General features: G+C 63.5%; 24 protein-coding genes and 1 tRNA gene. 9 read left to right on the top strand and 16 right to left on the bottom strand.

Features of this window, described 5'->3' with window-relative positions:
- Positions 1 to 393 precede the first annotated feature (393 nt).
- From pgaA to VMA74_RS00415, 6 genes are all read left to right on the top strand, one after another.
- A complete protein-coding gene (gene pgaA, locus VMA74_RS00440; RefSeq protein ID WP_325363700.1) occupies positions 394 to 2,445 on the top strand; it encodes a poly-beta-1,6 N-acetyl-D-glucosamine export porin PgaA in 2,052 nt (683 codons plus the stop codon).
- A 2-nt stretch (positions 2,446 to 2,447) separates the two neighbouring features.
- Positions 2,448 to 4,316 (top strand): poly-beta-1,6-N-acetyl-D-glucosamine N-deacetylase PgaB, encoded by a 1,869-nt coding sequence (gene pgaB, locus VMA74_RS00435; protein ID WP_325363698.1) that lies wholly within the window; start codon positions 2,448 to 2,450, stop codon positions 4,314 to 4,316.
- 2 nt (positions 4,317 to 4,318) lie between these two features.
- A complete protein-coding gene (gene pgaC, locus VMA74_RS00430) occupies positions 4,319 to 5,569 on the top strand; it encodes a poly-beta-1,6-N-acetyl-D-glucosamine synthase (RefSeq protein WP_325363696.1) in 1,251 nt (416 codons plus the stop codon).
- The gene (gene pgaD / locus VMA74_RS00425) at positions 5,566 to 6,015 is read left to right on the top strand and encodes a poly-beta-1,6-N-acetyl-D-glucosamine biosynthesis protein PgaD (protein WP_325363694.1); all 450 of its coding nucleotides are present in this window, start codon (positions 5,566 to 5,568) and stop codon (positions 6,013 to 6,015) included. Before pgaC ends, pgaD begins: the two co-directional genes overlap by 4 nt.
- Positions 6,016 to 6,056: 41 nt before the next feature.
- Positions 6,057 to 6,386, top strand: coding sequence for a hypothetical protein (locus VMA74_RS00420; RefSeq protein WP_325363692.1), 330 nt, complete (start codon positions 6,057 to 6,059; stop codon positions 6,384 to 6,386).
- Between the two features lie 232 nt (positions 6,387 to 6,618).
- Complete coding sequence (locus VMA74_RS00415) at positions 6,619 to 7,473, top strand: LysR family transcriptional regulator (RefSeq protein ID WP_325363690.1); 855 nt, start codon at positions 6,619 to 6,621, stop codon at positions 7,471 to 7,473.
- 43 nt (positions 7,474 to 7,516) lie between these two features.
- Here the strand turns inward: VMA74_RS00415 and VMA74_RS00410 are convergent, their stop codons facing one another.
- The gene (locus VMA74_RS00410) at positions 7,517 to 8,077 is read right to left on the bottom strand and encodes a lipocalin-like domain-containing protein (protein ID WP_325363688.1); all 561 of its coding nucleotides are present in this window, start codon (positions 8,075 to 8,077) and stop codon (positions 7,517 to 7,519) included.
- A gap of 168 nt (positions 8,078 to 8,245) precedes the next feature.
- On the opposite strand from VMA74_RS00410, the gene VMA74_RS00405 reads away from it, so the two are divergent.
- A complete protein-coding gene (locus VMA74_RS00405) occupies positions 8,246 to 8,479 on the top strand; it encodes a helix-turn-helix transcriptional regulator (RefSeq protein ID WP_325363686.1) in 234 nt (77 codons plus the stop codon).
- A 60-nt stretch (positions 8,480 to 8,539) separates the two neighbouring features.
- Here VMA74_RS00405 and VMA74_RS00400 read toward each other — a convergent pair.
- Positions 8,540 to 8,625: transfer RNA gene (locus tag VMA74_RS00400), tRNA-Leu, on the bottom strand.
- A 26-nt stretch (positions 8,626 to 8,651) separates the two neighbouring features.
- On the bottom strand, positions 8,652 to 9,239 hold the full coding sequence (locus VMA74_RS00395) for a cysteine dioxygenase family protein (RefSeq protein WP_325363684.1): 588 nt from the start codon (positions 9,237 to 9,239) through the stop codon (positions 8,652 to 8,654).
- Between the two features lie 110 nt (positions 9,240 to 9,349).
- On the opposite strand from VMA74_RS00395, the gene VMA74_RS00390 reads away from it, so the two are divergent.
- Positions 9,350 to 9,703, top strand: coding sequence for a hypothetical protein (locus VMA74_RS00390; RefSeq protein ID WP_325363682.1), 354 nt, complete (start codon positions 9,350 to 9,352; stop codon positions 9,701 to 9,703).
- Here the strand turns inward: VMA74_RS00390 and metX are convergent.
- From metX to VMA74_RS00330, 12 genes are all read right to left on the bottom strand, one after another.
- A complete protein-coding gene (gene metX, locus VMA74_RS00385) occupies positions 9,692 to 10,792 on the bottom strand; it encodes a homoserine O-acetyltransferase MetX (protein WP_325363680.1) in 1,101 nt (366 codons plus the stop codon). The genes VMA74_RS00390 and metX overlap by 12 nt on opposite strands.
- Positions 10,793 to 10,901: 109 nt before the next feature.
- Positions 10,902 to 11,951 carry a tetratricopeptide repeat protein gene (locus tag VMA74_RS00380; protein WP_325363678.1) on the bottom strand — a complete coding sequence of 350 codons (1,050 nt, stop codon included), beginning with the start codon at positions 11,949 to 11,951 and terminating at the stop codon, positions 10,902 to 10,904.
- Positions 11,948 to 12,394, bottom strand: a complete 447-nt coding sequence (locus VMA74_RS00375) for a cytochrome c-type biogenesis protein (RefSeq protein ID WP_325363676.1) — start codon at positions 12,392 to 12,394, stop codon at positions 11,948 to 11,950. The genes VMA74_RS00380 and VMA74_RS00375 overlap by 4 nt, the downstream gene beginning before the upstream one ends.
- Positions 12,394 to 12,936 (bottom strand): DsbE family thiol:disulfide interchange protein, encoded by a 543-nt coding sequence (locus VMA74_RS00370; RefSeq protein ID WP_325363674.1) that lies wholly within the window; start codon positions 12,934 to 12,936, stop codon positions 12,394 to 12,396. The genes VMA74_RS00375 and VMA74_RS00370 overlap by 1 nt, the downstream gene beginning before the upstream one ends.
- Positions 12,933 to 14,906, bottom strand: a complete 1,974-nt coding sequence (locus VMA74_RS00365) for a heme lyase CcmF/NrfE family subunit (RefSeq protein WP_325363672.1) — start codon at positions 14,904 to 14,906, stop codon at positions 12,933 to 12,935. Before VMA74_RS00365 ends, VMA74_RS00370 begins: the two co-directional genes overlap by 4 nt.
- Positions 14,903 to 15,373 (bottom strand): cytochrome c maturation protein CcmE, encoded by a 471-nt coding sequence (gene ccmE / locus VMA74_RS00360; RefSeq protein WP_325363670.1) that lies wholly within the window; start codon positions 15,371 to 15,373, stop codon positions 14,903 to 14,905. The genes VMA74_RS00365 and ccmE overlap by 4 nt, the downstream gene beginning before the upstream one ends.
- Positions 15,374 to 15,381: 8 nt before the next feature.
- Positions 15,382 to 15,579 (bottom strand): heme exporter protein CcmD, encoded by a 198-nt coding sequence (gene ccmD, locus VMA74_RS00355; RefSeq protein WP_325363737.1) that lies wholly within the window; start codon positions 15,577 to 15,579, stop codon positions 15,382 to 15,384.
- Positions 15,580 to 15,590: 11 nt separating this feature from the next.
- Positions 15,591 to 16,349, bottom strand: a complete 759-nt coding sequence (locus VMA74_RS00350; protein ID WP_325363668.1) for a heme ABC transporter permease — start codon at positions 16,347 to 16,349, stop codon at positions 15,591 to 15,593.
- Position 16,350: 1 nt separating this feature from the next.
- Complete coding sequence (gene ccmB, locus VMA74_RS00345; protein ID WP_325363666.1) at positions 16,351 to 17,046, bottom strand: heme exporter protein CcmB; 696 nt, start codon at positions 17,044 to 17,046, stop codon at positions 16,351 to 16,353.
- Positions 17,039 to 17,674: a cytochrome c biogenesis heme-transporting ATPase CcmA gene (ccmA, locus tag VMA74_RS00340; RefSeq protein ID WP_325363664.1), complete on the bottom strand. Its 636-nt coding sequence runs from the start codon at positions 17,672 to 17,674 to the stop codon at positions 17,039 to 17,041. The genes ccmB and ccmA overlap by 8 nt, the downstream gene beginning before the upstream one ends.
- Positions 17,675 to 17,686: 12 nt before the next feature.
- The gene (locus VMA74_RS00335) at positions 17,687 to 18,121 is read right to left on the bottom strand and encodes a DUF3293 domain-containing protein (protein ID WP_325363662.1); all 435 of its coding nucleotides are present in this window, start codon (positions 18,119 to 18,121) and stop codon (positions 17,687 to 17,689) included.
- Positions 18,114 to 19,484, bottom strand: coding sequence for an NAD(P)/FAD-dependent oxidoreductase (locus VMA74_RS00330; protein WP_325363660.1), 1,371 nt, complete (start codon positions 19,482 to 19,484; stop codon positions 18,114 to 18,116). The genes VMA74_RS00335 and VMA74_RS00330 overlap by 8 nt, the downstream gene beginning before the upstream one ends.
- Before the next feature lie 172 nt (positions 19,485 to 19,656).
- On the opposite strand from VMA74_RS00330, the gene VMA74_RS00325 reads away from it, so the two are divergent.
- Entirely contained in the window at positions 19,657 to 20,289 is a 633-nt protein-coding gene (locus VMA74_RS00325) for a hypothetical protein (protein ID WP_325363658.1), read from the top strand.
- A 186-nt stretch (positions 20,290 to 20,475) separates the two neighbouring features.
- Here the strand turns inward: VMA74_RS00325 and phbB are convergent, their stop codons facing one another.
- A complete protein-coding gene (gene phbB, locus VMA74_RS00320) occupies positions 20,476 to 21,237 on the bottom strand; it encodes an acetoacetyl-CoA reductase (RefSeq protein ID WP_325363656.1) in 762 nt (253 codons plus the stop codon).
- Positions 21,238 to 21,264: the final 27 nt, after the last annotated feature.

Raw genomic sequence — 21,264 nt, 5'->3', positions numbered from 1 at the left:
ACTCGGCCGGTGAATCGGAGGGGACGAAAGTGACATAAACAGTCGGCTGCCCCTGTTTGGTTGATGTGATGTACATCACATTTTAACCGGGTACTCGATAACGGTAAGGCGGTCGTCCGTTAGCAGTTATTTGCATGGAAAACAGCTAATTACATCAGGCTCGTCGCGTTATGGCGCGCATCTATTCACGCGTAGGCCATCCGCGGGTGGCGTCTTTGTCACGTGAGAATTCCTCAACCGCCTGATGGCCTGATTCTTGCCCCTCTATACCTGTAAGAGGGAGTTCGACGGAGCAGGGGGGTAAGCGGCTTCACCGAACTGAATATTTTCACGTTGGACGCGAGGAGCAGTCTGGCGATGGAAAAGTGCGTTCAAAAAAGCAGGGAATCGGCGGTGCGAGCAGCCGCGTTGCGGCGCGCGACGCTGGCCGTCTTCGTCACGCTGGCCTTGTGCGCGACGGGTAAAACGCTGGCCGCTCAGGATGCGCCCGATCGCGAAGCGCTGTTGACGCAGGCGCGCGCCGAGCACGCCGAGGGACATCGCATCGAGGCACTCGCCCATTGCCAGGAAGTGCTGGCGCACTGGCCCGACGATCGCCGTGCGCAGTTGCTTGCCATCCAGTTGCTGTCGGAACTGGGCGGCTCTGCGCGCGCGAAGGAACTGGCGGCCACGCTTTCGCCGCCGCTCAGCCCGGCCGAGCGCGAACGACTGCAGGCCGACTACGCCTCGCATGAGGTGCGTTGGGCCAAGGGCATCCCTGCCGATGCCACGCAGCCTTATGCGGATGACGACAAGGCCATCGAAGATATACGGCGCATCGCAAATGACGCCGGCGCGCCGGCGAACATCCGCAGGCGCGCGCAGCTCGATCTGCTGGTAGCGCTGGACCAAGGCGACCGCGCGCACGAAGTACTGTCCGAATACGCGCAGATGAAGCAGCAAGGCGTGCCACTACCGCCTTATGCGGAGCGTGCGGTGGCCGACGCCATGATGCAGGAGCACCGGCCCCGCGAAGCGATGGGGCTCTACGAAGACAGCATTCGCCGTGATCCCGGTCCCTATCAGCCTGGTGACGCTGATCCACGTATCGGCCTGGCCTCCGCGTATTTCGATGCGGGGCGCACGCACGAAGCGCTCGCCACGATCGACCAGCTGGCCGCCAAAGAGCCTCGCTGGCTGCACACGCCGGGCGTTCGCGGCGTCGGGCAGAACCCGCGCAAGGTCGATGCCGACTCCAACGCCATCCAGTTGCACGAAGACGCGGGCGAGCTGGCCGACGCCTACGCGCACCTTGCCGCGATGTGCGCCGAAGCGCCCGGCAATGTGGACCTGCGCCGCCAGTTGGCCATGGCGGAACTGGCGCGTGGCTGGCCGCGCCGCGCGGCAGAAACTTTGAAGATCGCCGATGCGCTCGAAGACGAACACGACGCCAACGCCAACCTGGACGATGCGGATGTAAGGAGCGCCGTATACGACTACGCGGGCGCACAGACGGCACTCGGCCAGGCGCAACAGCAAGCCGGCCGCAGTGGCCGCGTGCAGGATGCGCTGCAGGCATGGGATCGCCAGCGCGGCTGGCAGTTCGACCTCACGCACGACAACGGCTGGGGCAACAGCCCGGACTATGGCGATCGCGACCAGGAAACACTGGCGACGCTGGCCAGTCCGCTGATCGACGATCATTGGCGCGTGCTGGCATTGGCACGGGCATCGTCCGCCGCTTTACCCGAGGGTCACGTCGCGAGGGATCGCGGCGGCCTCGGTCTGCAAGGCTTCATGCCGAATCTGTCGTTCTACGTGCAGGCGCTGCCCGCGGTGGATCGCTATGTGCGGCGCACGGATATCGAAGCCGGTTTCAACTGGGCGATCAGCGATCAGTGGTCGTGGTCTTCCGACTGGGCCAGCGCCGGCGCGGATATTCCGCTGCGTGCGCAGTACTACGGCATCACCGGCAAAACCTTCAGCACCGCCGTGCAGTGGCGCGCGAGCGAACTGACGTCCGCCCGCCTGGCGGTGTATCGCGACGCATTCACCGACGGCAACCTGCGCAAGGGCTGGCTGGCGGATGCCGTGCAGCGGCTGCATACCGGGCCGAACCTGAGCTTCGATGGCGGCGTGGAAATCGGTGGCTCGACCAATAGCGAAACCAATCGCCCATATTTCAATCCGTCATGGGATCGCTCTTACGCGCTGACCGGTGTGTTGCAGAACGTACTCAACCAGTACGACAGCCGGGTCTGGAGTGAGCGTTTCGATGTCGCGGTCGGTCGCTACGGGGAACGCAATTTTGCAACCGGCTGGATGGCCAGCGCGCGCTACGGGCAACTCTTCCAGCCGCATGCCGGCCTGCGTTTCGGCTGGGGCGTGAGCTGGCACTGGCAACCCTACGACGGCCGGCACGAATCGCGTGTCGTGCTCGACGTATCCATGCATTGGGGAGAGTAGCGATGCGCCTGGCCCTGCTCGCCGTGCTGCTGCTGATCGTTGCGCCGCTGGTCCGCGGCAACGAGTTCGTACCGGATGCATCCCTGATCGTGCTCACCTATCACGACGTGCGCGACGACGTCGGCTTGCAGGGCGATCGCGATCCGGACGCCACCAGCACCGATCACCTGATCGAGCATTTCGACTGGCTGAAGGCCAACGGCTATCACGTGGTGAGCCTCGATCAGGTGATCGAGGCGCGCCAGGGCGGGGCGCCACTGCCGCCGCACGCCGTGCTGCTTACCTTCGACGATGGGCTGGAGAGTTTCTACACGCGCGTGTATCCGTTGCTGCGTGCCTACCACTATCCGGCGGTGTCGGCCCTGGTAGGTTCGTGGATGGATATGCCACCGGGCCAGAAGATGCCGTACAACGGCGGTCCGTGTGCCCGGGATTGCTTCCTGAGCTGGGCACAGGTGCGTGAAATCCAGCAGTCCGGCCTGGTGGCATTCGCCTCGCACACCTGGGATCTGCACGAAGGCATCATGGCCAATCCGCAAGGCAATCAGCTGCCCGCGGTGGTGAGCCTCGAGTACGACCCGCGCACGGCAAGCTACGAAAGCGTTGCCGCCTATACCGCACGCTTGCGCAAGGATTTGCAGCACAGCGCCGAGGAAATCGAGCACGCCACCGGCCACCGGCCACGCGCCATCGTGTGGCCCTACGGCGCCTACAACCAGATAGCGACGCAGGTGGCAGCCAGCGAAGGCATGGGCCTTTCCTTCAGCCTGGACGATGCCATCCCCGTTTCGCCGGACGATCACACGCTGCCGCGTCTGCTGGTCAGCGGCAACATCAGCGCCAATCGGCTTGGCTGGTTGATTCGCCACCGCGCGCGCGTCGAACCGGTACGTGCGGTGCAGGTGGATCTGGACTACGTCTACGATCCGGATCCGGCGCAACAGGAACGCAATCTTTCGCATCTGCTCGATCGCATCCGCCGCATGCATCCCAGCCAGGTATGGCTGCAAGCCTATGCCGACCCGAAAGGCGATGGCGTGGCGGAAGCCATGTATTTCCCGAATCGCCATCTGCCGATGCGCGCGGACCTGTTCTCGCGTGTGGCCTGGCAACTACGCACGCGCGCACAAGTGCGTGTATACGCGTGGATGCCGGTACTCGCCTTCCGTTTCCCGGATGCGCCGAACTTGCCCTCGCTGGGCGGTGAACCGAAGCCGGGTGGCGATCACTATCGCCTTGCGCCGTGGGACCCGCGGGTACGGCAATGGATCGGCGACGTTTACGAAGACCTTGCCATGCACGCCGATGAAGCCGGGCTGTTGTTCTCCGACGACGCCTATATCCGCGACACGGACCAGCTCGGCCCATGGTCGAACATGACGCCTGCGCAGCGCACCACGGCGTTGATCGATTTCACCAATGCGTTGACAGCGCGCGTGCGGCGCTGGCGACCGGAGGTGAAAACGGTGCGCAACATGTATGTGCGGCCGATCATGGATCCGCAATCCGAAGCGTGGTTCGCGCAAAGCCTGCCCGCGTTCCTGGCCAACTACGACCTCACCGCCGTCATGGCCATGCCGCAACTGGACCAGCAGGCGGATAACGAGAGCTGGTACCGCGCACTGGTTGCGCGAGTGGCTGATGCAGGTCCGCATGCGCTGGATCGCACATTGTTCGAACTGGCTACGCGCGACTGGCGCACGGGCCGCGCGATCACCGATGAAGACGTCGACGCGCGCCTCCGCCTGCTGCAGATCGCAGGCGCGCGGCACCTCGGTTACTACCCGGATGACTTCATTCGCAACCAGCCACAGCTGGAAGCGGTTCGTCCGGCGATCTCGATCGCCGATTACCCCTACCCGGAGCGATAACGATGATCAGTCACGCGCTCCATGACTTGCTCGGGTTCGCCTTCTTCTATCCGCTGGCGATGTCGCTGATCTGGATGAGCGGCGGCCTGATCTATTTCTTCCGCTGGGAACGCAGGGAGCCGTCGCGCGTGAAACCGCCGCCGCTGCCTGCGTACCCCTTGGTGTCCCTGATCGTGCCTTGCCACAACGAAAGCGCGCATGTGCGCGAAACCATCGAGCAACTGGCCACGCAGACGTATCCGGCGTTCGAGATCATCGCGGTGAACGATGGTTCCACCGACGACACCGGCGCACAGCTCGATCAATTGCTGAAAGAGATTCCGGAACTGCGCGTACTGCATTTCGCCACCAACCGCGGCAAGGCCAGCGGTTTGCGCGCGGCAGCGCTTGCGGCCCAGGGCGACTACCTGGTGTGTGTGGACGGCGATGCCCTGCTCGATTCATATGCCACCCATTGGCTGGTGATGCACATGCTGGAAAGCCCGCGCGTGGGCGCGGTCACCGGCAATCCGCGCATCCGCAACCGCTCCACCTTGCTGGGCCGGCTGCAGGTGGGCGAGTTCTCCTCGATCATCGGTTTGATCAAGCGTGCGCAGCGCGTGTACGGGCGTATCTTTACTGTCTCCGGCGTGATCTCCGCGTTCCGCAAGTCTGCCTTGCACGATGTCGGCTACTGGAACACCGATATGGTGACCGAAGACATCGACGTGAGCTGGCGCTTGCAGATGCGGCACTGGGAGATTCGCTACGAACCCAATGCGCTGTGCTGGATCCTGATGCCCGAAACGCTGCGTGGTTTGTGGCGGCAGCGCCTGCGTTGGGCGCAGGGCGGTTCGGAAGTGCTGCTGCGCTATGGATTGAAGCTCTTGCACTGGCGACAGCGGCGCATGTGGATGGTGGCGCTGGAGTATCTGGTGAGCCTGGTGTGGTCGTTCGACATGGCCGGCATCATGCTGCTGTGGCTGCTCGGCCTGGTCCTGCCGTTGCCGGCATCGCTGCACGTTCCCACCTTCGTCCCGCAATGGAACGGTGTGGTGCTCGGCATGGTGTGCATGGCGCAGTTTCTCATCAGCCTGCTGATCGACCGCCGTTACGAAGCGCGCGTCGGCCGCAACTACTACTGGATGATCTGGTATCCGCTGGTCTACTGGATGCTGACCACCGCCACGTCCGTCGTGGCGTTGCCCAAGGCGATCCTGAAGCGCAAGGGCACGCTGGCGATCTGGACCAGTCCTGACAGGGGAATCCAATGAAAGCCGATTTCATCATCAACCGGCCACACCGCCAGTCGCCGCTGCAACGCACCCTGTTCACTCTCATCACGATGGTGGCGTGGACGCTCTGGATATCGCTGTGGCTGCCCTTGCTCACCTTGATCGCCTGGCTGCTCGGCGTGGAAGACGCCTTCAAGCAGTTGGGCCTGATGCATCCGCTGCATGCCGCCAACGATCTGAGCATCGTGCTGTGCGTGGCGATCGTCTGCGCGCTGTTGATGGGCTCGTGGTCGCAGTACAACCGCGTGCGTTTTGCGGGCAAGCAGCGGCGCCGTGGCAATCGCGCCGTGGAGCTCGCAGAGATGGCGCCCGTGCTGGCGGCATCGCTGGACACCGCGCGTCGCCTGCGGGCGCGGCAGCGGTCGGTCGTTCACTTCGCGCCGGATGGATGGATGCTTCTCGATGCCGATGGTGAATCGGATTGAGCGGGTTTTGGTTCAACTGGATTATCGATAGAGGAAGGGTTATGAAGTTGACCTTGGCTGTGCTACTGGTCGTCTGGGCCGTGTGCTCATCCATGTCCGCACGGGCGGATGACGATGGAATGGTTTACGGCGCGGGCAATGCATCCTGCGGCGATTGGGTTGAAGCGAGGAAGACAGGGGATTTCTTCAACTACACGCCGCTAGTCGACTGGACGCAGGGCTTCATCACGGCCGCCAGCATGGCCGGCTTTCGGTTGAAACAGGCGGATGGAACTGCCGTCAGAAGTTTTCTGGACGAATATTGCGGACGCAATCCGAGCGAGAAGATAAATGACGCTGCGTATCATCTGACGATGACGTTGCGGTACTGATTCGCCAACCTGTTTCCATTCGGCGATACCAACGGCATCGTCGGCGTCACTGCGATCGCCCTGTGGGTGTGTGCAAGACCGGGCCGGAAGCGCCGGCACATCGACGAAGCGCTGTTCGCGCGCATTGGCCGGATTGGCGTTCAAGCCGGGCGGGAGCGCAAGCGTTTAGCCCATGCATGGCCAAACGCCATGGATGTATATTCCAGCGATTGCAAAACGTTGTGATGAAACCATGAAAGCGCTGGATCTCGACGCCGTCAAAGCGTTTGTGTTTATTGCCGATTTGCAGAGCTTCACGCGCGCCGCGGAGGTGCTCGATACCACCCAGTCCGCGCTCAGCCTGAAGCTGCGGCGCCTGGAAGAACAGCTCGGCCGGCGCTTGCTGGAACGTACGCCACGGCAGGTGCGCCTGTCCGCGGAGGGCGGCATTTTTCTCGATGCGGCGCGCTCGCTCGTCGGCGCGCATGAGCGCGCCATCGCTTCGTTCCAGGTCGAGCAGCGGCGGCTGACGATCGGCATCAGCCAACTGATCGTCGGCAGCGAGCTGCCGGCGTTGTTGCGCCGCATGAATGAGCACGATCCGCACCTTTTGATCGAGATGCGCGTGGCCGGGTCGCGCGAAGTGATGCAGGCGTATGAGGAAGGCACGCTTGATGCCGCGCTGGTGCTGCAGGCGGACAATCGCCGCAACCAAGGCGAAACCATCTTCACCGAAAATTTTGCCTGGATCGGTGCCGTAAACTGGGAGCTTCGCCCTGGCCAGCCTTTGCCGCTATCCACGCAAGGCGAATCGTGCGGCATCCGTGCCGCGGCCGTGCGTGCGCTGGACCAGGCCGGTATCGCGTGGACCGAAGTGTTTATCGGCAAGGGCGCTGCGGTGGTCGGTGCCGCCGCGGCAGCAGGATTGGCGATCGCGGTGATGACGCGGCGTACGGCGCCCAGTGGCACCACCGATGTCGGTCCGGCATTGTCGCTGCCGTCGCTGCCTAGCCAGGATGTGGTGCTGTACACGGCGCTCAACGATCACCGCTCGCGTAACGCCATGCGTACCTTGACCATGGCGTTCAAGAACCTTTCGGCGGCATAGCGATTCACGGCCCGGCCTACGCCGGGGCCGCGGGCTGCCCGCTTTATTCCATTCGTTGCCAGGTCACTTCGCCATGCGCGCCCTGCGACGCACCACTGCTGGGCTTGGCCACGACATAGGTGAGCTGATTGCCGTTGAGGGTGTAGCTGGTCTTGCTGCTACGGCCATTCCAGTTGGGAAAGGATGCCTGTTCGATGTGCGTCACCATCCGGCCGCCCTGAATGCTGATGCTGCCGAAGTGCGCATTGCTGTCCAGCGAAGCGGCGCGATATTCCGCCGGCGTACCTTTCGACTTGTCACCGGTGGCGAATGGCGTACGTTGCACGCGAGCGATCTGCATCATGTAATGGCCCTTGGCGTCGATCATCCACATGCCCTGCGGATGCGGCCCGTACAATTCGACGCGATGCCCATCGGGATACACGTTGTCACAACGCACCAGCGTCCACGTGCCGACCAGCCACGAGGGGACGGCCATGGACATGCTGGCTGCGTCGGATGTCTGTTGCGCCTTTTCCTGCGCCGACGTGGCGGCCTGAACAGCAGGCGCCGCCAAGGCGAACGCCGCGACGCCCAATACAAAAAACCTTTGATACGAATGCATGGGGATTCCTTTTGAGATGCACGTGGGACGTGAGCACTCTATTCCCGCATCGGTTCGTGCAAAACGGGGTGGAATCGTATTTCAGTGATTGCGGTTCGACATGGTTGTCCGTTGGCTGGGCAATCAACTGACGTGCGCAGCTGAAGTTACAGAGTTCGACCGACTGTGATGCTTGCATTCAAGCTCAGCAAGCTGATCGACCAGCGCGGACTCAGCCAGACGGAGGTGGCAGCCATCACGGACATGACGCAGCCGAAGGTGTCCCAGGTTCGCCGCTGCAAATTGCAGAACATCTCGCTTGAACGGCTGATGCGAGCACTGGTCGCCTTCGATCAACACGTTGAGATCGTGGTATCTCCAGCGCGGCGTGCACACGTGCCGGGCATCCGCGTAGCAGCTTGATCAGCGGATTGGCGCAGATAGCTTAAAAACAAAGGCCGCGAAAGCGGCCTTCATGTCACTTGGTACCGGTGATAGGACTTGAACCTACACTCTGTCGCCAGAAGCGGATTTTGAGTCCGCCGCGTCTACCATTCCGCCACACCGGCAAGTGCGAACGCCTATTATGCCGGTTTCAGTTCACCGGGTCGAGACTCAGCTGGCGGTCCTGGCGTTCGTAGCAGCGGTCGCCGTCCTTGGGCTGGAACACGGCGCAGTGGGTCATGTTGCCGGAGTAGATGTGCAGGCTCACCGCGATGGCATCCTCGCTGGGGTTGCGGATGGTGTGGTATTCGTGCGGCGGGATCAGGCTGCCGGCGGAGCCCGGGCCGGCCTGGATGGAGCCGACCGGCTGGAAGCGGTACGTGTCGTTCTGGTCGCCGGCGGGCAGGCGTTCGTATTGGACCACCTCCAGCGCGCCGCTACAGACGCCTTCCACGCACCACATGCCGCAATGGTCGTGGATGGGGGTGCCTTGGCCGGGGCCCCAGGTCATGGCCACCACGCAGTACCCGTATTCGTCGCTGTGGTACAGCTCGCGGCGTGCGTAGCGGTCCTCGGCGGTCTCGAAGACGCACGCGGGCAGCACGATTTCCTGGCCCTGGATCAACTTGCACAGGCTGTTGCGCAGGCTGTCGGTGATGGCGGGGGTGGAGGCCTTGGCGACAGCCGTGTCGATCGCCTGAATGAGTTTCCGACAGCCGGGGAATTCGGTGGTGAGCATCGATGGTCTCGATCAATCTGAAAGGCTTGCCACCCGTGCAAGCCAGGGCCTTGACGCCGGCTTGAAGCTTCTCTGCTAGCCTTCCCTCAAATTGCCGAGGGGAGCGTCACATGGGTGTGATGGTGATTGTAGCGTACCGTCCGAAACCGGGGTGCGCGGAGGAGCTTGAGGCCCTGGTTCGCGAGCACGTGCCATGCCTGCGCACGCTGGGACTGGTCACCGACCGGCCCGCCCAGGCGATGCGCGGACTGGACGGCATCATCGTCGAGGTGTTCGAGTGGAAGGACGGCGCCATCGAGGAGGCCCATACCAGTGCGCGCGTGGTCGACCTGTGGGAGCGTTTTGCGGCCGTCTGCGAGTACGTGCCGCTGCGCGAGCTGCCGGAGGCGGAAAAGATGTTCGCCGAGTTCAGGTCGCTGGAGTTTCCGCTTGAGACGCACGTCCCGACGCCATTACAGGCGTGAGAGAAATCCGCCGATCGCGCGGCTGTAATTCTCGATATCCACCAGGAAGGCATCGTGGCCTTGCGGCGAGTCGAGCGCCACGAAGTCCACTTTGGCGCCGGCGGCCTCCAGGCCTTCGGCAATCTGCTCCTGCTGCTCCAGCGGAAACAGGATGTCGGTGCTGACGCCGATCACCAGCGCCTGCGCGATGTGGATGCGCTTCAATCCTTCCAGCACGCTGCCATTGCCGTACTCGGCGATGTCGAACCAGTCGCTGGCGCGCGAAAGATAGAGATAACTGTTGGGATCGAAGGTGCGCACGAAGCGCCGCGCATGGCCTTCGAGATAGGACTCCACTTGGAATTCGACACCGAAGGGCTGTTCTTCGCGCTGCTCGGGATCGAGCCGGATGCGCGCGAAGCGGCCGTTCCATTCCATCGCGGAACGGTAGGTGATCACGCCAAGTTTGCGCGCGATGCTCATGCCGATGTCCGGATAGCGCTCGGTGTTGTAATGGCCGCCATTCCAGTTCGGATCGAGCCGGATGGCTTCGCGTTGCAGCGAGCGGATGGCAATGGCAAAGGGTTGCGCTTGCGGCGCAGTGTCCACGCTGATGTGCGCGCGCACGCTACCGGGGTGCAGCACCATGTAGCCGAGCGCGCTCATGCCGCCCATCGAACAGCCGATCAGGCAGGCGAGCTGCTCGATGCCCAGGCTGCTGATCAGTGCGTGGGCGGCATTGGCTACATCTTCCAGCGAAAGGTCGGGAAAGCTGAGCCGATATGGCTGGCCGGTCGCCGGATCGATGGACGCGGGGCAGGTGGAACCTTTGTCGCTGCCCAGCGAATTCACGCAGATCACGAACCAGCGGTGGGTATCGATCGCCTTGCCGGGGCCGAGCATGTCTTCCCACCAGCCATGCGAAGGGTCCTGTGCGTTGGATGCGGCATGCGCACTCGGCGACAGGCCGGTGAAGATCAGCACGGCGTTGTCGTGCGCGGCGTTCAAACTGCCCCAGGTTTCGTAGGCAATGTGTGCATGATGCAAGCTGCCGCCGCGTTTCATGGCGAACGGGGAGGGCAGGCTGAAGTATTGGCGTGCGTCGCTCATGTAGGCCTGCGGAGTGGTTCGAACGGCGTGTTGTACTGGATTCGGGCCTGCGCCGGCATGACGATCAGGACATCAGACAGCACGAAACGGCATAAACGCTAACCGATTTTCAATCATGCACTTTGTCGATGACGACTTTCACCGGCGTCCTGCTATCCACATCGACCGTGCCGCCGTCGCCTTCCAGGTCCCCCGCCTGCGGCATGGCATTGCCGCTATGGCTGATGCGCGCGCCGATCACCACGCGCGGCACCGAGGAGAGTTTCATCGACGGCAACATGCTCATGGCATCGGTCAGCGTGACGGTGGCGGGCAACTGCCTGGCATCGAGCCGGGTCACGGCCAGCGGCATGGGCGGGCCGTTTTTCGCGCGGGCGTAGACGAACAGTGTATCGCCGGCGGCAAGTTTGGCCTTGAGCGCGGGCGCCACGCTCACGTTTACCTGCAAGGCAGGCCCGGACGACGGCGGTGCCGCCATGCTTGAGGAAGCAACCGGCGCGCCGGCGCGCGCGTCCGCCATGGCGATCTGCTGCGCAACCGCCTGGGCGACGGTGGAGCCCGCCTGCAGCATGGGCTGCAGGGTGCGCCAGGTGGATGCGGCTTCGGCAAAGCGGCCTTGCTGGAAATCGCTGATGCCCAGCAGCCACAGTCCGCGCTGGTTATCCGGTTCCAGCTGCACGGCGCGTTCCAGCAATGCGCGTCCTCGATCGCTGATGTGGTGGTCTGGGCTTGCGGTGGAGTCGGCCTGCGCCCAGCCGACCATGGCAGTGGTGTTGTCCGGCTTGAGCTTCAGCACCTGTTCGTAGGCGTCACGCGCCTGGTCCGGCTGCTGCATGTCCATATCAGCTTGCGCCAGCAGCAGCCAGCCTTGCACGTCGTTCGGTTGTGCGGCCAAGTGCGCGCGCAGTTCGTCCAGCGCCTTGTTGACGTCGGTAATCGTCTGCGTCTGGGTGGGTACGCCATTGAGCGCAACCGGTGTGCCGATGCGCCAATACAGCAGCGCCGCCCCGATCGGAACGACCAGCGCGATGCACAGCATCAGCACGAACAGGCTGCGCGGGCGGCCTGCTTGCCGCCCATGCCGCAACAACGGCAGCAACAGCAACGCCAGCGCCACAGCGATCATCACTGCGGCGGCCATGTAGAAAAGCGGTTTCACCAATCGTCCCCGTTCTCGGTGGGTGCAGCGGCGGCGGGGGCGCCGGACCGGCTGCGTTTGCGGATAGTGTTGGCAACCACCAGGGCGCCGGCGATCAGGATCAATAGCGGGCCGAACCACAGCAGCCAGGTGCGGTGATTGACCGGCGGGTCGTACAGCACGAAGTCGGAATAGCGGTCAACCAGGTACTGCTTGATCTGCGCGTCGTTCTTGCCCTGCTGCATCAGCTCGAACACCTTGTGGCGCAGGTCGCGCGCGAAGTCGGCGTTGGAGTCGGCCAGGTTTTCGTCCTGGCAGACCAGGCAGCGCAGTTCACTGGTGAGATGCTGGAAGCGCAGTTCTTCGGCGTGGTCGCGGAAGGGCAGCGGATCGATGGCTTGCGCCGCTGCGATCCCGGCGAAAGTGACGAGCAGCAGAACGGCAGTGCGCAGAAGCTTCGCCATTACGGCGCCTCCTTCTGCAACGCCTCGATCGCCGGCTTGAGCTGCTGCGCAATCACCTCCGGCGTCAGCGGGCCGATGCGCTTGTAGCGGATCACGCCCTTGCCGTCGATCAGAAAGGTTTCCGGTGCACCGTACACGCCGAAGTCGATCGCGGTATGGCCGCTGGTGTCGGCGATCACCATGTCGTAGGGATTGCCGTGTTGCGCCAGCCAGGCTTTCGCGTCCTGGGGATCGTCCTTGTAGTCGTAGCCGATCAGCGGAACGCCGAGGTCTTTGGATTCGGCCATCAGCACCGGATGCTCTTCGCCGCAGGCGAAGCACCAGCTGGCGAACACGTTCACCAGGTAAGGCTTGCCCAGCAGCGATTGCTTGCTCACCGTCTTGGCCGGCGTGTCCAGCATGGGCAGTGCAAAGTCGGGCGCCGGCTTGTTGATCAGCGGCGAAGGCACGGCGGTGGGATCGTGCGCGCTGTTCCACCAGATGCCGAAGCCGAGCAACGCCGCCAGCAGCATGAACGCGAAGAACGGCAGCAATCGGCTCATGCCTGCGATTCCTGCAGCGTGGCGGTGACGGCCTGCGTGGCTTCCACCTCGCGCTTCACGCGGAAGCGGCGGTCTGCGGCGCTGACGAAGCCGCCCAGCATCATGAACAGGCCACCGCCCCAAATCCAGCGCACGAACGGCTTGGTATACAGGCGCAAAGCCCACGCGCCTGACACGTGGTTCGGGTCCATGGGCTCGCCCAATGCCACATAGATGTCGCGGGTAATGCCCGGATCGATGGCCGAGGTGGTCTGCACCTGTTCGTGTGCGTAGGTGCGTTTCTGCGGATGCATGACAGCTACCGGCGCGCCGTTGCGGGTCACCGTCACCACGCCTTGTTCCGCGGTCCAATTCGGACCGGTGGTTTGGCTTACGCCGTCGAAACGAAATTCATAGCCGCCGACGGTGGCGACTTGTCCTGGCGACAGGCGCACGTCGCGCGTCACGCTCAGCGACTCGGACAGCATCACGCCGATCAGGAATACCGCGACGCCAAAGTGCGCCAGCAGCATGCCGGCCATCTCGGCGGGATAGCGGCGCCCGCGCGACATGTCGCGCCAGCGCTTGACGATGTACAGCACCACGCCGACGCCCACCCACACGGCGCCGGCCACGCCGGCGATGGCCTTCAGCTGGCCTTGTACGAAGAACGCCGCGATCACCGCGCAGGCCGCCGCGGCGATGGCTGCGCGCACCAGCACTTGCTTGAGCACGGGCGCTTCGCTGTTGCCCCAGCGCAGGTAAGGGCCGAACGGCAGCAGCAGCACCACGGGGAGCATCAGCAAGGGAAACAGCAGGCCGAAGTAGGGCGGTCCGACCGAGATCTTGCCCAGGTTCAAGGCATCACCCAGCAGCGGGAATAGCGTGCCTAGCATCACCATGGCCGCGGCCACGGTGAACATCAGGTTGCCAATCAGGATCGCGCTTTCGCGCGAGACCAGCGCAAACGCCTTGCCGCCAGCCACCTTCGGCGCGCGCAGCGCATACAGCAGCAAGGAGCCGCCGACCACCACGGCGAGAAAGCCGAGGATGAAGGTGCCGCGGCGCGGATCGGAGGCAAACGCGTGCACCGAGGTGAGAATGCCCGAGCGCACCAAAAACGTGCCCAGCAGCGACAGCGAGAAGGCGAACAGCGACAGCAGGATGGTCCACGCACGCAGCGAGCCGCGTTTCTCCGTGACTGCCTGTGCATGGATCAGCGCCACACCCACCAGCCACGGCATGAAGCTGGCGTTCTCCACCGGGTCCCAGAACCACCAGCCGCCCCAGCCCAATTCTGCATAGGCCCACCAGCTGCCGGCGACGATGCCGCAGGAAAGAAATCCCCACGCGGCGTTGGTCCACGGCCGCGCCCAGCGCACCCAGCTTTGTTCCATGGAGCCACCAAGCAAGGCGGCAATGGAAAACGCGAACGCCACCGAGAAACCCACATAACCCATGTACAGCACGGGTGGATGGAAGGTCATGCCAGGGTCTTGCAGGACCGGATTGAGGTCCGCGCCGTCCGGCGGCATCGGCAGCAGGCGCGCGAAGGGGTTGGAGGTGAACAGGATGAAGCACAGAAACCCGGTCGAGATGATGCCGAGCACGCCCAGCACGCGCGCCAGAAACGCATCCGGCAGGCGGCGGCTGAACAGCGTGAGCGCCACGGTCCACACATTGAGGATCAGCACCCACAACAGCATCGAGCCTTCGTGCGCACCCCACACCGCGGCGATGCGGTAATACCAGGGCAGTTGCAGATTCGAATTGTCGGCCACGTACTGCACGGAAAAATCAAAGCGCAGAAACGCCGATACAAGAATCACGAACGCCAATGCCACGAACACCGCTTGCCCGGTCGCAGCCGGACGCGCCACCGCCATCAAAGCACGGTTGCCGCGCCACGCTCCGATCAGTGGCAGCACGCTCTGCGCCAGCGCGAGAAACAACGCAAGAATGAGTGCAAGCTGGCCGAGTTCGGGGGTCATGGCTGCGGCTTATCCTGATTGGCGGTTTCATCGATATGCTTGCCGGCATGCGCCTTGGCCATTGCATCCTTCAGCTCTTTCGGCATGTAGGTTTCGTCGTGCTTGGCCAGCACTTCGGTAGCGATGAAGCGGGCGCCATCCATATGGCCGGTGGTGATCACCGATTGGTTCTCGCGAAACAGGTCCGGCAGGATGCCGTTGTATTCCACTGGCATCGCGCCGCCTGCATCGACCACGGTGAAGGTGACTTTCAGCGAATCGCTGCTGCGCTGGATCGAACCGGCCTTGACCATGCCGCCAAGGCGGAAGGTCTTGTAGGACGCCGCTTCCCCTGCCTGCACCTGGCTCGGCGTAAACAGGTAATTCATGTTTTGCTGTAGCGCGTAGACCACCAAGGCTGCCGCCACGATCACGGCAGCGAGAATAGCGAGGATGATGGTTAGCCGGCGTTGACGCGTGGGGTTCATGGATACGCTTAGGTTGAAGCTGCAGAAGGTCGGTTCGTGCGCTCTTTGCGCGCATCCTGCCGCGCCATGCGTGCGCGCAATTCGCGCAACAGCCGGCGGCGGCGAAGCAGCGGCGCGAGCCAGTCGATCAACAGCACGATGAAGAACACGCTATAGGCCGGCCACACATATACCGCATAGCCGCCCATGGCCAGGAAGGATTGCAAGGATGCAGCATTCATCCGCGCACCTCGTGCTCGGCAATCTGCCGCACCCAATCCTTGCTGCCTTCCAGCGACAGCAGATCGGCACGCGCACGGCCGCACAGGCTGGCGATGTAATACAGCTTGGTGGCAACCACCATGGTGAGCAGCGGCCATACCATCGACGGCGCAATGGTGGACGGACCGAGCAGCCTGATGGTGGAACCCTGGTGCAAGGTGTTCCACCAGTTCACCGAGAAATGCACGATCGGCACGTTGACGATGCCGATCAAGGCGAGAAACGCCGCTGTGCGTGCGCCCTGGCGGCGATCCTCAAACGAGTGATACAGCGCAATCACGCCCAGGTACAGGAACAGCAGCACCAATTCGGAGGTCAGTCGTGCATCCCAGGTCCACCACGTGCCCCACATGCGCACGCCCCACAACGAACCGGTCACCAGGGTGATGAAGGTGAACGCAGCGCCGATCGGCGCGGACGCCATCGCCACCACTTCGGCCAGCTTGATGCGCCATACCAGCGCGATGAAGGCGGCAACACCCATTACCCCGTAGATGAACAGGCTCATCCAGGCACAGGGCACGTGGATGAAGATGATGCGGTAGTCATCGCCCTGCTGGTAATCCGGTGGCGCCAGCACCAGGCCGCCGTACAGCGCGAGGAGGCCCAGAAGCAGGGCCAACGCAATCGCCCATGGCCGCAGCGTGCCGGCAAAGCGATAGAACACCGGCGGCGAGCTGAGTTTGTGCAACCACAGGGGGATCCAGTTGGCCATGCTACGAATCCAGGGCAATTCGAAGTGCAGCCGCGCAAGCCAGAGGGGCGAGCACCACGGCCAGGACGAGCGCTGCGCCCAGCCACGCAATGGGAGCGATCCACGGCAGCCCTTCCTGGGCGGCTGCCAGTGCCCCGGCGGCGAAGATCACCACCGGCACGCAGAGCGGCAGCAGCATCAAGGCCAGCAGCATACCAGAGCGCCGCGTGCCGGCCGTGAGGGCGACCAGGATGCCACCCAGCAGGCTCAGCAGCGGGGTGGCGAGCAGCAGGGCCGCCAGCAGCACGGGCATCACCGCGGCCGGCAGATGCAGCATGCCGGCCAGCATCGGCGCCACCACGATCAGCGGCAGGGCGGTGGCCAGCCAATGCGCGAGGATTTTCATGCCCAGCATCAGCGCCAGCGGTTGCGGCGCCAGCATCAGCTGTTCGAGCGAGCCGTCTTCGATATCGCTGCGGAACATCGCATCCAAGGCCAGCAGCATGGCCAGCAACACTGTCACCAGCACGACGCCACCGGCGATGCGTTTGAGCAAGGCGCTTTCCGGTCCCAGCGCGAAGGGGAACAGCGAGGTGACGATCAACGCATACAGCACGGGCAATACCATGTCGCCGCGCTGGCGCCAGGCCAGCGTGAGGTCGCGGCGCAATACCGCCGCGCAAGCGTGGGCAAGACCCGGGCGCCGCGTATCAAGCATGCAAGCGAATCCGCTGCGGCTCGCCGCCGTGGAACTGCACGGCGCCATGGCTGGTCACCAGGGCCGCGCCGCCGTGCGCGATATGCGCTTCCAGCAAGGCATCCACCAGTTCGATGCCGGTGCGATCCAGGTTGGCGTAGGGTTCGTCCAGCAGCCATAGCGTGGCCGGAATCAGCAGCAAGCGCGCCAGCGCCACGCGCTTCTTCTGGCCGGCGGACAGTTTGCGTACGGGTTCATACTCGTATCCGGTCAATCCAACCTGGGTGAGTGCACCATCGATGCCGCTCTGGTTGCGATGGCCGTGCAAGCCGATGGTGAACGCCAGGTTTTCCCGCGCACTCAGCTCCGCCTTCAAGCCAAGGTGGTGGCCAAGGAACACCACTTCGCCGCTGCAGCGGTCCCAGGTGAGCGGCGCGCCGCGCCACAGCAGCTCGCCTTCCTCTGCGCGCAGCAAGCCGGTGAGGATGCGCATCAGGGTGGTCTTGCCGCTGCCATTGTCGCCTTCGATCAGCATCAGCTCGCCGGCATGCAGGTGGAAATCCAGCGGGCCGAACACGGGTTCGTCCTGGCGCTGGAAGGCGAGGGCGCGGGCTTCGAGCAAAGGGGTATGGGAAGTCATCGCCGGCATTGTGCGGAGGACTTATCCAGCTTGTCCACGCGGCGGCTCGCCGCTGGTCAGCCGCAGCCGGGCATGGCCCGCAGCCAGGCCATGCACGTAGGCGTTTTGCTGGAATTGCTGCGCCAGCGCATCGGTTTCCGCCAGCGCCGGACCGACCACGAAAAAGCTGGGTTCGCGCCAATCCTCGCCCACACCGATGGCGGGTCGGATGGTTACCGTGGATGGCAGCTTGCGCAGGGTGTCGAGCAGGCTGTGTTGCGCAGCACGGTTTTGCGTGCGCGGCTGTACCCGTGAGTAAGGGTTCCATGCGGTGATGAAGGCCCAGCTGTGCGAACCAATCCAAGCGCGCAGGGGTTCGGGCACCGGCGTGTCCACCTGGATGGACACGAAGCCGCCCCGCGCCAGGCGTACACGGTAATCCGTGCTGCGGTAGGCGATGATCAGCGCGCTATCCATGGTGTAACGGCGGCAGCGGTGGCAGGGTGGCGCGCAGTGCTTTCACCGCAGCATCCAATGGCACGTTTTCAACCTCGGTGGCGCCGCGCAGCAACTGCTCCAGCAGCATGTCCTGCGCGCGCCCGCGTTCGTACGCATAGGCGTACGGCAGGTGCGTGAAGGTGACCATGCGGTAGCGCGCCATGAAATGCTGCGGCGCGCGTTCGGCCAGCCGCGCGCCGAGTTCACGCTTGGCGAGATAGTGTGGATCGGCGACCGAATCGCGCATCTCGATGTAGTTCTCCAGTGCCATCGCCGCGATCGCGTCGGCATTGGGTTTGCGGATGCGCTGGAATTCGGCGAAGGCGTCGGCGGTGTCGCGGCCCGATTCGGCCAGCAGATCGGCGAGCGCGACGGTGTCTTCGAAACCGCAATTCATGCCCTGGCCGTGGAACGGCACGATGGCATGCGCCGCATCGCCGATCAGCACGGCGCGGCCGTCGATATGCCAGTGGTCCAGGTAGAGCGTGGAAAGCGTGCCGACCGGGTGACTGTCGTAATCCTCGGCGAAGTCGGGAATCAGCGGCAGCAGGTCCGGGAAGTCCTGCTGGAAAAATGCGCGGGCCGCGGTTGCATCCGGCAAGGTATCGAAGCTGGGATGGACGCCGTGCACGGGCAGGAACAGCGTGACCGTGAAGCTGCCTTCGGTATTCGGCAGCGCGATGCACATGTAGCCACCACGGGGCCAGATATGCAGCGCATGCGGTTCGATGGCGAAGCGCTGGGCGCCGGACGCCGGGGGAATCTCCAGCTCCTTGTAGCCGTGGCCGAGCGGTTCCACGCGTTGGCCGAGCGGCTGGTAATCGTTCATCGCCGCCCGTAAGGCGGAGCCGGCGCCATCGGCGCCGATCACTATCGATGCATGATGCCGATGCTGTACGCCGTAGTCGTCGACCAGCGTGATGTGCTGCGCATCAAGATCGGCCGCCGCGAGGCCTTGGCCGAAATGGAACGTCACGCCTGCCGCTTCCGCCGCATCCAGCAGCAGCATGTTGAGGCCACCGCGGGACACCGACCAGATCACTTCACTGTCGTCCACGCCATAGCGCTGCAGACCGGAGGCGCCGTTGATGGGATGCACCATGCGGCCACGCATCATCACTGCACGTTGCAGCACGTCTTCCGCCAGGCCGGCGGCGCGCAGCGCCTGCAAGCCACGTTCGGCGAGGGCGAGGTTGATCGAACGTCCGCCGGTGAAACCCGCACGCCGCGGATCGGGCCGCTTTTCGAACACCTCGACCTTGAACCCGCGTCGAGCCAGAAGCTGCGCGAGCAGCGTGCCGACCAAACCGCCGCCGATCAGGGTGATTGTTTGCTGCGTCATGCTGCGTGCCGTGTAATGGAGCGCATCACTGTTCCGTAAGTGGCTGTTTATGGCAAGTACCCGATAGCGATGCATATTGCCCGGCGTTTTGGCAGGAGCAGCTATATCTACCGCACAGGAAACGAAGGGAGCTTTTAGAGTCGATGCTAATTCAATAAATGGAGGTATTCCCATGCACGTCGGCAGTGTTGATGCAAATAGCGGTGTAATGACTGGTGGTTCGTGGCCTTCCGCACCGAATGGCGGGAGTCAACCACAAACACCTGCTCCGCCGCAGATTCAGCCGCGCTCGTTTGATGATGGCCAGAAGAAATACTCGTCTATGCCGAATCAGGAAACGCAGCCTCAAGCGGGGACGGGCGTGGAAGAGGGCGAGGAGGCGGGGGCTTCGAATGGAAATCAAGTTGGCGAGAAAGTAGAGCAAGCCCTCAGGCAAGCACTGCAAGACAAGGACAAAACCGGTGCCCTAAAAATACTCAAAGAGTATCGCCAATACCTTATGCAGCAGCTGAGCAATCATGCGCCGAAAGCTGGTGAGCAGAGCATGCAAGGTGGGAAGAGCGCGCAAGGTGGCCAAAGCCCACAAGGTGGTCAACCGCCACAAGGCGCTCAACCTCCACAAGGCGCTCAGCCCCCACAAGGCGGTCGAGGTGGGGATGTGCAGGGATTAATAGCAGCTATCGCGAGTGCCGACCCTAGTGAGGCGCTGGATGCTACCGACAAGCTCATTGCGTTGCTCGAAGGGGCGGGTGAGGCGGGGGAGGATCAAACGGATAGTCCACCCTCCTCGGCAGGGGGCGGTTAAGAGTTGGTTTCGCGGTGATGGCGAGTTTCAGATTGCTGACGAACCCCGCGTTTTCTGGAACGCGGGATTTTCTGTATCAGGCGACAGCCAAGGTAGTGTCGAAGCGGCGGAAGATGTCGTGGGGCAGCGGGCTGAGTAGCTAAGAACCGTTATGGGTTCTGCTGCGTGATCCGGGAAAGAGGGCGTTTAAAAGCTCATGAAGTACCCGCCATTCACCGGCAGGTTTGCGCCGGTGATGTAATCGGCATCATCGGCGGTGAGAAACACGATGGCACGGGCGATATCCCCTGGTGTGCCGAGCCGGCCTACCGGAATGTCGGAGATGATCCGTTGCCGAATCTCCTGCGGCACCGCAGCCACCATCGGCGTATCGCAATAGCCGGGCGAAACCGTGTTGACCGTAACGCCCTTGCGCGCCGTCTCGCGCGCCAGCGCCATGCTGAAACCATGTACGCCGGCCTTGGCGGCGGAGTAGTTGGTTTGCCCGAACTGGCCGGTCTGGCCGTTCACGGAACTGAGGTTGACGATGCGGCCGAAACCGCGCGTCGTCATGCCCTCGACCACCTGGCGGCAGGTGTTGAATACCCCATCGAGATTGACGCGCATCAGTTCGTGCCAATGCTGCGGATCCATCTTGCGCAAGCTGGTATCGCGCGTGATGCCGGCGGCGTTCACCAGGATGTCGACAGGGCCGATGTTGAGCTCCACATGTTCGACGAGCGAACCGCACGCCTTGAAATCGCTGACGTCGCAGGGTTCGAAACGGATGGCGCCGTTGAAGGCCGCGGTATGCACGCGAAAAGCTTCGATGCGATCGCTGCGGGTGGCCAGGTCCACCGCGACCACCATGCGTCCGACTTGTGCGAGTTGCAGGCAGATCTCGGTGCCGATGCCGCCGATCCCGCCGGTGACCAAGGCGACACGCGGGGCGGACTTCGACAAGCTCATGACGGATTTCCTTCAGCACATGCCGCG

Origin of the sequence: Dyella sp., from assembly GCF_035508675.1 — a bacterium.
GTDB lineage: Bacteria > Pseudomonadota > Gammaproteobacteria > Xanthomonadales > Rhodanobacteraceae > Dyella_B.
The sequence above is the reverse complement of the archived record's forward strand: the minus strand, read 5'-3'. Positions and strand labels throughout refer to the sequence as shown.